Origin of the sequence: Miniimonas arenae (assembly GCF_006351005.1) — a bacterium.
Taxonomy (GTDB): domain Bacteria; phylum Actinomycetota; class Actinomycetes; order Actinomycetales; family Beutenbergiaceae; genus Miniimonas; species Miniimonas arenae.
In genome coordinates this window covers 1-11,151 of record NZ_VENP01000076.1, presented here as the reverse complement: position 1 = coordinate 11,151, position 11,151 = coordinate 1, and the positions used below count along the sequence as shown (strand labels likewise).

The following is an 11,151-nucleotide window of genomic DNA, read 5'->3' as shown; positions in this document are numbered from 1 at the left end:
GGGCCTGACCCACAAGCACGTCGACGCGCGCGCTCTTGTGGACATCGTCGATGTCCATCCCGCTCCGCCCATGCGCGTCGCTCCCGAACATCTGGACGCCCACGTCGCCATTTTCTTCGCGCCGGTGGAGGACTTCGAGCTCGCCGTCATCGAGCCGCAGGGCGAGGCGATCCCGCTCCGCGGGGCCGGGCCCCGCATCGCGCTGGGCATCGCCGGTGAGGTCGAGGTGCATGCGGGCACGCGACGCGAGCGGCTCACACCGGGCCGTTCCGTGTTTCTCGAGCACGGTGAGGACGTCCAGGTCAGCGGGACCGGGCGCATCGTGCGCGCCTCGGTCCCCTGACACCCGAGATCGACGTGACGGCTCAGGAGCGCTGGGCCGCGAGCACCTCGGCGAGGGTGGGCGCCGCCGCGTCCTTCGCGGACAGCTGGGCGCGGTCGTCGGCGTCGATCGGGATCGGCCATGCGATGCCCAGGGCCGGGTCGAGCGGAGTCACCGCAACTCCGGCCATGCCGGGTCGCCACTCGTCGTCGAAGCAGTAGAGGTACTGGCTGACCCCGTCGCTCGTGGACTGGAAGCCGTTCAGCACACCGCGCGGGACGAGCACCTGCACGCCCAGCTCGATGGGGACGGTCACGACGGCGCCGACCGTGGGGGAGTCCGGCCGGGCGTCCACGTACGCGCCGAGCACCGTGCCGTGGACGACGGACACGAACTTCGTCATGGCCTCACCGTGCAGGCCGCGCACCGCGCCACGCGAGGTCTCGGTGAGGTTGAGCTGCTGCCACGGCCCGGCGTGCAGCCCGGCGTCGGCCATGGCCGAGGCGCGGAAGAACTCGCGCACCGTGCCCCGCTCGTCGTGGATCTGCTTCATCCGGACGACGTGCAAGCCGTCGATCGCCGTGGACTCGGTCGTGAAGTCGTCGATGCGCACCATGGCCCTCACGGTACCGACGAGGCGTCCTAGATCCCCAACCGGGCCGACTCGATCGCGGGGCACCGATCCATCACGACGGCGAGCCCGGCCTCCTGCGCTCGCGCGGCGGCCGCGTGGTCCACGACGCCGAGCTGCAGCCAGACCGCCCGCGCGCCGCGGGCGATCGCGTCGTCGACGATCGCGCCGGCGCGCGCGGAGTTCACGAAGACGTCCACGACGTCGATCTCGCCCGGGACCTGCGCCAGCGTCGGGTAGCCCGGAGCGCCGTGCACGGTCTCGGCCCGCGGGTGCACGGGCACGATCGCCATGCCGAGCGCCTGCAGCCGCAGCGCCACGCCGAAGGCGGCCCGGGCGGCGTTCGTCGAGAGCCCGACGACGGCCCAGGTCGCCGGCTCACGCAGCAGCCGCTCGACCGTGGCGGAGTCGTTGATCGGGATCGGCGTCACCTTTTCGTCTCCCGTCGCGCGGCCGTGCCTGTGTCCACGGCTCCGGAAGCGCCCGAGCGCAGACCCGAGTCGGTTCCCGTCCCGGGTGGTGAGAGCAGGGACTCGACGGAGCGAGCCGTGACCTGCGCGCTGCGGGCAATGCGACGTCGCTCGCGCAGCGCGTGGGGAAGAAGGGCGACGTAGGAGCCCAAGGCCCGGAGCCGGACGGCGATCACGCCGCGGCGTCCTCGCCAGGGTTCACGGCCGCGGAGGGTGATCGACGCGGTCGTGAGCGCGAAGCGAGCGACGCAGCGCACGGCGAGTCCCGCGGACGCGTTCTTCGTGACGACGACCAGCCTGTTGCGTGCGTCGTGGAAGCGGAAGAACGCGCTGCCCTCTCCGGTGGTGGCGGAGTGCAGGTGGCTCGCCACCGCGTCCTCGCAGTAGGTGATGCGGTAGCCCGCGCGGCGCAGGCGCCACGACAGGTCGGTGTCCTCGTAGTACATGAACAGTCGCTCGTCGAAGAGCCCGACCTCTCGGAGCGCGGCGGTGCGGAGCAGGACCGCCGCACCGGAGAAGCCGAACACGTCGGGAGCGGGGTGATGTCGTGTCGCGTCGGCGAGCCAGCCGCGGTCCAGCCCGAAGCCGTCGGCGCGCACGAGGTTCCCGGTGGAGTTCACGAGCCGGTCCTCGCCGTCGTCGTCCGGCAGCCAGGCGCCGTCGGGCCCGTGGACGGCTCCGGCGGTCTCCGCCGGCACCCGCCGGAACCTCTGGGACAGCAGGACTCGTGCCGCGACCGCCGCGACGTCGTCATCCGCCTGCCGTGCCGCTGCCACGAGCGCGGCCACGAAACCCGGATCGGGCACCGCGTCGTTGTTGAGCAGGATCACGTACGGAGCACGCACGTCGCGCAGGGCGAGGTTGTTCCCCGCCGCGAAGCCGAGGTTGTGGACGGACCGCGCGAGCCGAACCCCGGGAAAGTCGCGGGCGACGAGGTCGGCCGTGCCGTCGCTCGAGGCGTTGTCGACCACGACCACCTCCATCCGCACGTCGCCCAGCTCCTGGCCCTCGAGCCCCCTGAGACAGTCCGCGACGAGGTCGGCGGCGTCGTACGTCACGGTGATCACCACCACGTCCGGTCCGGGTGCGTCGACGGCGTGGGGCCCGGCGGGCGTCATGGTGCGACCGCCCGGTAGACGTCGAGGGTGAGCGCCGCCGTGCGGTCCCAGGTGAAGGCCGCCGCCCACGCGCGCCGCACGGCGCGCTCGGGCTCGCCGTCGGGCACGTCGAGCAGAGCGAGGAGTCCTGCTTCGAGGCCCTCGACGCTCGGATCGCACGCCAGCTCGTGTCCGCCACCTACCTCGCGCAGCGCCGGGACGTCCGAGACGAGCACAGGACGCCCGCAGGCGAGCGCCTCGATCACCGGCAGTCCGAAGCCCTCGTCGAGCGACGGAAGCACGAGCGCCCGACAGCCGGCGACGACCCGGCGCAGGTCGGCGTCCTCGAGCCAACCCGTCTGGCGGATCCCCGGCCCAGCCACTCCCTCGGCGCGCCCCGCCGGGCCCGCGAGCACGAGATCCGGCACGTCCACCTCCTGCTCGCGCGCCGCACGGTGGGCGGCCACCAGTGCCGGGAGATTCTTGCGCGGGTCCAGCGAACCGACGAACAGCAGGTATCGCGCCGGCAGACCCAGCCGATGACGGTCCTGCTCGTCGAGCGGCTCGGCGCGCTGCCACGCAGGGTCGACCCCGAGGGGGGTCGCGGTCACGCGTCCGTGCGGCAGGTCGTAGCGCTCCGCCACCTGACGGGCGACGGCGTGACTCGGCGTGACCACGTGCGCCCCTCGCGCGAGGGCGCGGGGAACGAGGGTGCGGTAGTCGAGGACGTCCGGCGTGACGGTCCGCGCGTGGAGCTCGTAGGTGAGGTCGTGGATCGTGACGACCTCACGGGCGCGCAGTGTCGGTGGCGACACGAAGTTCGTGCCGTGGACCACGTCGCACCGTCCCGCCACGAGCTCGACCGGCGGGAACGGGGAGCGTCGCCAGCCCGCCCGCAGCGCGCGTGCGGGAACGGGCAGACCGACCTGACGCACGTGCGGTGGGAGGTCGTCGATGCGACGCCCTCGCGCGGACCACGTCGTCACGCTGACCTGGAGCTCCCCCGAGGCCGTCTCCGCACGCCGCGCGATCGCCGAGACCAGGTTGGCGGTGTAGGCCCCGATGCCGGTGCGCCGCCCCAGCATCGGCGTCGCGTCGAGGAGCAGCTTCACGGCGCCGATCGTCTCATGGACACGTCGGAGGGGTCCCGTCGTCGGCCGCGGAGGTCGCCGGACGGCTCGGCCAGGGGAGGTCGAGGAAGCCGCCGAGCCGGTACCCGAGCCGTGCGACCTCGGCTCGGGTGCGCAGGTCGGTCAGGGCCGCGAGCTCCGCACCCCACGCGTACCCCCAGGCGAAGCGCCCGAGGTCGGGGTCGTCCGGCAGCGACGGGTGGGCGTTGACCTCGAGGCTCGCCGCGCCGCGGCGGCGCGCCGCCGCGAGCGCCGCGCGCAGGCGGTCGAGGTCCATCGCGCCGGCCTCGTCCAGGCCGGCGTAGTCGTGCGTGCCCACCAGGCCGGCCGCGGTGACCCGGCGCCGGGTGCGCGCCGCCATCAGACGCACGCCCCAGCCTAGCGCGGAGCGAGCGTGACTCGTGGGCAGGCGGACCGCCCGCACGCGGTGGCGCGCGGCGAGCTCGGCCACCACGGTTCCGACGGTCGGCCACAGGTGGGTGTGCTGGTGGGTGTCGAGGTGGGTGAGCGCCAGACCGGCCCCGAGGAGCCGGTCGACCTGGGCGCCGAGCTCCCGCCGCACGTCGTCGGGGTCGATCCGGCCCAGCGCGCCGCGGCGCACCACCGTGCGGTAGCTCAGCGGGAGACGACCGCGTCGGTCGAGAAGGGTGGGGATCTCCCGCGCGCTCAGCACGGGCGGATCCTCGCCCACGAGCGCCAGGTGGGCCCCGACCTCCAGGGTGGGGCGGGAGCGCAGCATCGCGACGGCGTCGTCGAGCTCCCGCCCGACGGCCAGCAGCGACGTCGCCGTGACGACGCCCTCGTCGTGTGCGTGCGCGACCGCCGCGTTCACGCCCCGGGTGAGTCCGAGGTCGTCGGCCGTGACGACGAGGAGCCGCTCGGTCACGGGCGAGCCAGCTCGCGGCGCAGCGCGAGGAGCTCGCGGACGAGGGCTCGGATCACGGCCGGCGAGGACAGGGTCGAGACGCCGCGCGTCCGCGGGAAGTAGTCCACCCCGATCTGCAAGATCTCGAACCCGGCGTTCCTGGCACGCACCACGATCTCGGCGTCGATGAACGAGCTCTCGCTCTTGGGGTGCACCGTGTCGACCACGCGGCGCGTCATGAGCTTGAAGGAGAAGTTGATGTCGCGGACGCGGGTCTTGAACAGCACGCTGATCAGCCCGTTGTAGACGAACGAGTAGACCGTCCGCAGCGGACCCTCACCCGTGCGGTCCAGCCGGTAGGCGCTCACCATGTCGACCTCGTAGGTGCGCAGGACCCGCAGCGCGCGCCGCAGCTCACCCATGTCCCAGGGCAGATCGGCGTCGGTGTAGAGCACCACGTCCCCGCGGGATGCGGCGAGCCCGGACTTGATCGACCCGCCGAGCTTGCGGTTCCTCGCGTGGTGCACGACCCGGACCCGGTGGTCCTGCGCGGCGAGCCCGTCGGCGATCTGCGGGGTCGCGTCCGTCGAGGCGTCGTCGACGATCACGATCTCGTAGTCGCCGATCTCGCCAGCCGCCACCATGAGGTCGCACGTGCCGCTGGCGGCGGTCACGGCCCGCTCGACGTAGTCCTCCTCGTTCCACATGGGCAGGAAGATCGACAGCAGCTGGTCGGCCGTGGACCAGACAGCGGGTTCGCGGTGCGAGTCTCCGCTCGACTCGCGCTGACCGGGGCCCATCAGGCGACCTGGATCATGTGGGTGAAGCACCACGCCAGCGTGACCAGCGTCAGTGCCAGCACGGTGACGGTGGCGATCTGCAGCCATCGTGGTCGCTGCGCCAGCCAGTCACCGCTGACCAGGAGCGCGGGGAAGGCCGCGAGCGCGTAGCGGCCCGCGCCCATGAAGTCCTTCGTGCCGATGATCGGGATGGCGATGACGATCGCGGTGTACGCGAGGTAGCCCCAGCCGAAGCGGCGCTGCACCCGCGGCAGGAGGAGCACGACGGCGAGGCACGAGAGAGCCTGCACCGTCAGGTTGAGCACGATGGCCCACTCGCCGTGCCAGATCGCGCCGAAGTAGGGGATCTTGAACCACGTGTGCGGTCCGACGCCCTGGTTCCAGCCCGGTGAGGACTGCGTCTCGACGAAGGCGAGGGGGTTGCCGAACTCGACCCAGAGCCACGTCATCCACGCCACCAGGCCGAGCGGCGCGATCAGGACGCCGAGATGGCGTGGTCGCACGAGCCGCACCGCAGCCAACAGGTCGCGCAGGTGGACGGGTCGACCGGGCTGGGTCGCGAGCTGGTCGAGCACCCGGACCACGAGCCCGACGGCGACGGCGATGCCGAACGGGCGGGATGCGACGGCGGCTGCCCCGACGATGCCCGCGAGCAGGTAGTGACGGCGCTCCAGGAGCAGGAAGGCACTCACCGCGAGTGCGAGGTACGTGCCGTCGGAGTACGCGGGACCGTGCAGGAAGAACGCGTAGGGGTAGGTGAGGAGCACGGCGACGCCGAGCATCGCCGAACGGGCGGGCAGCCGGTCCCACGCCCAGCGCGCCGCGAGCACCGTGGCGAGCAGCCCGGCGAGCGAGGCGACGAGGTAGCCGGCGAGCTGCGTGTCCCCGACGACGAGCGCGGCCGCGCGGACGAGCATCGGGAAGACCGGGAAGAACGCGATCGGCGACTGCTGACCGGGGACGTAGTAGTACCCGTTCTCGGCGATCCCGACGTACCAGTTCGAGTCGAAGCGAAGCCACCCGTCGACGAAGGCGATCCCGGTCGCGCCCTCGCTGGGGACGGCTCGCGCCGAGCGGGCGCTCATGAACGAGAGCAGCACCGTGATGGCAAGGTAGGTGCCGATCACCCCGAACCAGGGGAACCTCGCGCGAATCGACGTCTGACCCACCGCCGGAGCCGCTTCGATCGACGACACGCAGACCTCACAAGGGATGGTGGTGTGCCCCGGCGACACCCGGGACGACCATAGTGATCCCGGGGGCACCGAGAGGCGGTTCTCGTGCGCTTCTCCCGTCGGTTCTTGTGGAGGCTCTGTGACGTCGCTCGTGGGTTACGTGGCCCTGGTCGCTGCGGCGCTGTGCTCGGGGACCGCGCTGCTCCTGCAGGCCCGTGCGGCCCGCGGCGTGGACGTGGACCACCCGGTGTCGGTGCTGGCGCGGCTCGTGCGGAGCCCGGCCTACCTGTTCTCGCTCGGGCTGGTCGTGGTGGCGTTCGTGCTCGCGGCCGCGGCGCTGCGCGTGCTACCGGTGTTCACGGTCCAGGCGGTCCGGGCGTGCTCGGTGCTCGTGCCGGCGCTGCTGGCACCGCGTCTGCTCGGGATCCGGGTGCGGCCCCGGGAGTGGGCGGCGGTGGTCGCGATCGGAGTCGGCCTCGTGCTGCTGGCCTCCTCGGCGCAGGCCGGCGCCTCGCACCCGCACCGCGGGGCGACCTGGTGGGTCCTGGGCACCGTGGTGCTGGCGGCTGTCGTCACGCTCGTCGTGGTGGGTCGTCCGCCCTCGCTCGCCGCGGGGGTCGTGCTCGCGGTGGCGGCCGCCCTGGGGTACGGCTCGCTCGCGGTGGGCATCCGGCTGGTCGGGCCGGTGGCACCGACGCAGATGCTCGCGCACGGCGTGTTCTGGGTCGCGGGTTCTGGTGGTGCGCTCGCTCTCGCGGCGACCGCCCTCGCCTTCCAGCGTGGCGGCGCCGTGATGGTCGCCGCGCTCGTGACGGGTGGTGAGACGGTGCTCGGCGCGCTGGGCGGGGTGCTGCTCGCGGGCGACGGCGCGGTCCCCGGTCGGGGCTGGCTCGCCGTCGTCGGCCTCGGGTGCGTGCTCTCAGGCGCGGTCTCGCTGGCGCGTTTCGGCGCCGCCGCCGAGGTCGGCGTCGGGGCGGTGGAGCCACGCGCTCTGGAGGATCTCGGTCGGCCCGCGTGACGCCGTCCAGCCCAGGGTGTCGCGCGCCAGTGTGACGTCCGCGACGACGGCGGCGGGGTCCCCGGACCGGCGCCCGGCCTCGGCCCACGCACCCGGCCGCCCGGCCAGCTCGCAGAGCCGCGCCACGACGTCGCGCACGGAGGTCCCCACGCCCGTCCCGAGGTTGAGGGCGGGAGGCACGTCGGCCCCCGCCCAGAGCGCGTCGAGCGCCCGGACGTGCGCCTCGGCGAGGTCCTGGACGTGGACGAAGTCGCGCACGCAGGTGCCGTCCGCGGTCGGGTAGTCGGTCCCGTTGACCACGGGGCTGCGGCCCGCGCGCAGCGCGGCCACCGTGGCGCTGACGAGGTTCTCGGTGCTGCGGTCGGCGAGGACGCCGTCCTGCGTGCCCGCCACGTTGAAGTAGCGCAGAGCGATCGTGCGGCTCCCGGTCGCACGTGCGAAGTCGGCGAGGAGCCACTCGCCGGCCAGCTTCGAGCGGCCGTAGGGGTTGACCGGGCGTGGCGGGTGCCCCTCGGTGACGCGGCCGGCCGTGACGTCGCCGTACACCGCGGCCGAGGAGGAGAAGACCACGGTGCGGACCTCGCCGTCGGCCAGCGCGCGGAGCAGCCGGAGCAGGCCGGTGACGTTCTGCTCGGCGTACTGCAGCGGTCGCACCACCGACTCGGCGACGCGCTTGTGCCCGGCCAGGTGGATCACGGAGCCGACCCGGTGCTCGCGCAGCGCCGCCGCGAGGCGGGCCGGCGTGCCCGGGTCGGTGAGGTCGAGGCGGAGCAGGGTCAGGCCGCGGACCCGTTCCGGACGTCCCAGCGACAGGTCGTCCAGCACGACGACGCCGCGTCCCGCGGCGGTCAGGGTGTGGGCGACGTGCGACCCGATGTAGCCGGCACCGCCCGTGACGAGCACCGTGTCGGGTGCCGCGCTCGGACGTCGGGGCGTGGTCACCCGGCCTGCTCCTCCTGCTCGGTCTGGGTCGGCAGGGTCCCGTCGAGCACCTGCTGCCAGAACACCGGCGCGGCTGTCTCGTCGAGCAGGACGGTGGAGCCGAGGTCGCCCGGACGGTAGTCCGGGTCCGCGATGGGGGGCGCGCCACGGAAGCCGCCGGGACCGGTTGCGTTGCGGAACGTCAGGGCCATCCGGCCCAGCGCGAGGATGCCCGTGTCCGGGTCGGTCACGAGGTTGTCCGTCGCGACGCGGACGAGGTTGAGCTGGCGCCCGGGCTCCAGCAGCGACGGACCCTTGAGCTTGCCCATCACGGCCTGGATCACCTGCTGCTGGCGCTGGCCGCGCCCGATGTCGCCGGTCGGGTCCGACTTTCGCATCCGGGCGAACGCCAGCGCGTCCGTCCCGTTCACCTCGTGGCAGCCGGCTGTCCAGACCATGCCGGAGTCGACGTCGTCCACGTCGGAGTCCCAGCACAGCTCGACGCCGCCCACGCCGTCCACGATGGACACCACGCCGCCCATGCCGACCTCGACGTAGTGGTCCACCGTGATGCCGGTCAGCTGCTCCACCGTCTGGACGAGCAGCGGGGCCCCGCCGTACGCGAAGGCGGCGTTGAGCTTGCCCGGCCCGACCCCGGGGATGTCCACGTAGGTGTCGCGGGGGAGCGAGACGAGCGACGGCGTGCCGTTCGCCGGCGCGGTGAGCAGCATGATCGTGTCGGTGCGCTGGCCGGTGGTCGTCGTGTCCTCGATCGCGCCGTCCGCGCGGGAGTCCGAGCCCGCCAGGAGGTAGGTGACCCCCGGGGTCGCCGCGGCGCCCGACAGCGCCTCGACGTGCTGGATCCGGCCGTTGGCCCAGATCAGGAGCCCCACGGGCCACGCGAGCAGGAGCACCAGGGCGATCACCGCGGCGAGGACGATGCGGCGTCGCCGGTGGGTCGAGCGGCTGACCGGCCGGTCGGGCACGCCCGTCGTCCCCGGTCGCCCGGGACCACCGGGGCCGCCACCGGCGGTCCCGGCGAGCGGCCGTCCGACGGTGGGCCGGTTGCCTCCCGCGCCCGCAGCGACGGGCTGTGCGCCGCCGGGGCGCGCCGAGACGCCAGGGCGGCCCGGGGCGGCCCCGGACAGGGGGACGGCCCGCGTGGCACCGACCGCCGGATCGGTGCGCGAGCCGCGGGCGGGCGCGGTCGGCCGGCCGGGACCGGAGGCGGGGCGCTGCACCGGGATGGGACGGGCCACCCCGGGTGGCGGCTCGGCCGCCGCGCGCTCGGGCCCGGCCGAACCAGGCGAGCGCTCGCCCGGGGTCGTGGACGTCCGGCCGGGGGCAGGAGTGGTCCGGCCGAACGGCGCGCGCCCCGGAGGCGTCGCCGGCTGCCGCGGCGGCAGCGGGGCGCGCGTCGGCGCCTCGGGCGCACGGGCGCCCGACGGCGGACGCGCGGGCACGCCCGGGCGAGGTGAGGTTGGCGTGACCCGTCCGCTCGCGGCCCGCTCGGCCGGCGAGGGTCCCGTCCGTCCCGGAATCCGGCGTCCGGTGCCGGGTTCGAACGACGGCGGGAGCTCCTCGTCGGCCATGTCAGCGTCCGAGTTGGGCGTACTTCGCCTCGGTCGCGTCCTTCTGCGGCCGCCACCACGCCTCGTTGGCCTGGTACCACGCCACGGTGGCCGCGAGGCCCTCGCGGAAGTTGCGGTAGCGCGGCTCCCAGCCCAGCTCGGTGCGCAGCCGCGTCGCGTCGATCGCGTAGCGCATGTCGTGGCCCGGTCGGTCGCTCACGTGGTCGTAGGCGTCACAGTCCAGCCCCATGATCTCGAGGATCGCCTCGACCACGTCCTTGTTGCTCGTCTCGCCGTCGGCGCCGATGAGGTACGTCTCACCGATCGCGCCCTTCTCGATGATCGACCAGACGGCCGAGTTGTGGTCCTCGACGTGAATCCAGTCGCGCACGTTCTCGCCCTTGCCGTACAGCTTGGGCCGGATGCCGTCGATCACGTTAGTGATCTGGCGCGGGATGAACTTCTCCACGTGCTGGTAGGGGCCGTAGTTGTTGGAGCAGTTCGAGATCGTGGCCTGCACCCCGAAGCTGCGGACCCACGCACGCACCAGCAGGTCGGACGACGCCTTGGTCGAGGAGTAGGGGCTCGAGGGGTTGTACGGCGTGTCGGGGGTGAACTTCGCCGGGTCGTCGAGCTCGAGGTCGCCGTAGACCTCGTCGGTGGAGATGTGGTGGTAGCGGGTGTCGTGGCGGCGCACCGCCTCGAGCAGCTGATAGGTCCCGATCACGTTGGTGCGCACGAACGGCCAGGGGTCGTGCAGCGAGTTGTCGTTGTGCGACTCGGCGGCGAAGTGCACGACGACGTCGGTGTCGGCGACCAGGGAGTCCACCAGGTCGGTGTCGGCGATGTCGCCCCTGACGAAGGTCACGGCGTCCGCCACGGGGTCGAGCGAGCTCTCGTTCCCCGCGTACGTGAGAGCGTCGAGCACGGTGAGCTCGACGTCGGGGCGCTCCCGCACCGTCTGGTGGACGAAGTTGGCTCCGATGAAGCCGGCTCCGCCGGTCACGAGCATGCGCATGGCGCGCCTCCTAGCTGGTCGCGTTCTGTGCCGAAGATCGGTTGTGCCCGAGGAAGTCGCGCACGTCGTGGACGAGACTAGGCCCGGAACCCGGCGTCCGTCCCGGTGCCGAGCGGGGAGAGGTCTGACTCCA

General features: G+C 73.4%; 12 protein-coding genes. 1 reads left to right on the top strand and 11 read right to left on the bottom strand.

Annotation, left to right across the window (positions count from 1 at the left end):
* The 8 genes from FH969_RS15515 to FH969_RS13855 form a co-directional block, all read right to left on the bottom strand.
* A partial coding sequence (locus FH969_RS15515; RefSeq protein ID WP_218975325.1) for a hypothetical protein occupies positions 1-232 on the bottom strand: 232 nt, incomplete at its 3' end.
* 133 nt (positions 233-365) lie between these two features.
* Complete coding sequence (locus FH969_RS13885) at positions 366-938, bottom strand: dTDP-4-dehydrorhamnose 3,5-epimerase family protein (RefSeq protein ID WP_139987744.1); 573 nt, start codon at positions 936-938, stop codon at positions 366-368.
* Between the two features lie 26 nt (positions 939-964).
* Positions 965-1,375: a CoA-binding protein gene (locus FH969_RS13880; protein ID WP_108719979.1), complete on the bottom strand. Its 411-nt coding sequence runs from the start codon at positions 1,373-1,375 to the stop codon at positions 965-967.
* A gap of 5 nt (positions 1,376-1,380) precedes the next feature.
* Complete coding sequence (locus FH969_RS13875; RefSeq protein ID WP_139987742.1) at positions 1,381-2,541, bottom strand: glycosyltransferase family 2 protein; 1,161 nt, start codon at positions 2,539-2,541, stop codon at positions 1,381-1,383.
* Positions 2,538-3,632 carry a glycosyltransferase family 4 protein gene (locus FH969_RS13870; RefSeq protein WP_218975324.1) on the bottom strand — a complete coding sequence of 365 codons (1,095 nt, stop codon included), beginning with the start codon at positions 3,630-3,632 and terminating at the stop codon, positions 2,538-2,540. Before FH969_RS13870 ends, FH969_RS13875 begins: the two co-directional genes overlap by 4 nt.
* Positions 3,633-3,645: 13 nt before the next feature.
* A complete protein-coding gene (locus FH969_RS13865) occupies positions 3,646-4,536 on the bottom strand; it encodes a ChbG/HpnK family deacetylase (protein WP_139987740.1) in 891 nt (296 codons plus the stop codon).
* Entirely contained in the window at positions 4,533-5,315 is a 783-nt protein-coding gene (locus FH969_RS13860) for a glycosyltransferase family 2 protein (protein ID WP_108717972.1), read from the bottom strand. Before FH969_RS13860 ends, FH969_RS13865 begins: the two co-directional genes overlap by 4 nt.
* On the bottom strand, positions 5,315-6,442 hold the full coding sequence (locus FH969_RS13855; protein ID WP_139987738.1) for a hypothetical protein: 1,128 nt from the start codon (positions 6,440-6,442) through the stop codon (positions 5,315-5,317). The genes FH969_RS13860 and FH969_RS13855 overlap by 1 nt, the downstream gene beginning before the upstream one ends.
* A 187-nt stretch (positions 6,443-6,629) precedes the next feature.
* Here FH969_RS13855 and FH969_RS13850 point away from each other — a divergent pair, with 187 nt between their 5' ends.
* Positions 6,630-7,508 (top strand): hypothetical protein, encoded by an 879-nt coding sequence (locus tag FH969_RS13850; RefSeq protein ID WP_139987736.1) that lies wholly within the window; start codon positions 6,630-6,632, stop codon positions 7,506-7,508.
* Here FH969_RS13850 and galE read toward each other — a convergent pair.
* The 3 genes from galE to rfbB all read right to left on the bottom strand — a co-directional run bounded on the left by galE (position 7,410) and on the right by rfbB (position 11,018).
* On the bottom strand, positions 7,410-8,450 hold the full coding sequence (galE, locus tag FH969_RS13845) for a UDP-glucose 4-epimerase GalE (protein WP_108717969.1): 1,041 nt from the start codon (positions 8,448-8,450) through the stop codon (positions 7,410-7,412). The two genes, FH969_RS13850 and galE, sit on opposite strands and share 99 nt — an antisense overlap.
* Positions 8,447-9,415, bottom strand: a complete 969-nt coding sequence (locus tag FH969_RS15875) for an LCP family protein (protein WP_246071970.1) — start codon at positions 9,413-9,415, stop codon at positions 8,447-8,449. The genes galE and FH969_RS15875 overlap by 4 nt, the downstream gene beginning before the upstream one ends.
* 607 nt (positions 9,416-10,022) lie before the next feature.
* Positions 10,023-11,018, bottom strand: a complete 996-nt coding sequence (gene rfbB, locus FH969_RS13835) for a dTDP-glucose 4,6-dehydratase (RefSeq protein ID WP_139987733.1) — start codon at positions 11,016-11,018, stop codon at positions 10,023-10,025.
* Positions 11,019-11,151 lie beyond the last annotated feature (133 nt).

Excerpts from the sequence above, each read along its gene's own strand:
- FH969_RS13875 (WP_139987742.1), bottom strand. The coding sequence starts at position 2,541 with ATGACGCCCGCCGGGCCCCACGCCGTCGACGCACCCGGACCGGACGTG.
- FH969_RS13860 (WP_108717972.1), bottom strand. The coding sequence starts at position 5,315 with ATGGGCCCCGGTCAGCGCGAGTCGAGCGGAGACTCGCACCGCGAACCC.
- rfbB (WP_139987733.1), bottom strand. The coding sequence starts at position 11,018 with ATGCGCATGCTCGTGACCGGCGGAGCCGGCTTCATCGGAGCCAACTTC.
- FH969_RS13885 (WP_139987744.1), bottom strand. The coding sequence starts at position 938 with ATGGTGCGCATCGACGACTTCACGACCGAGTCCACGGCGATCGACGGC.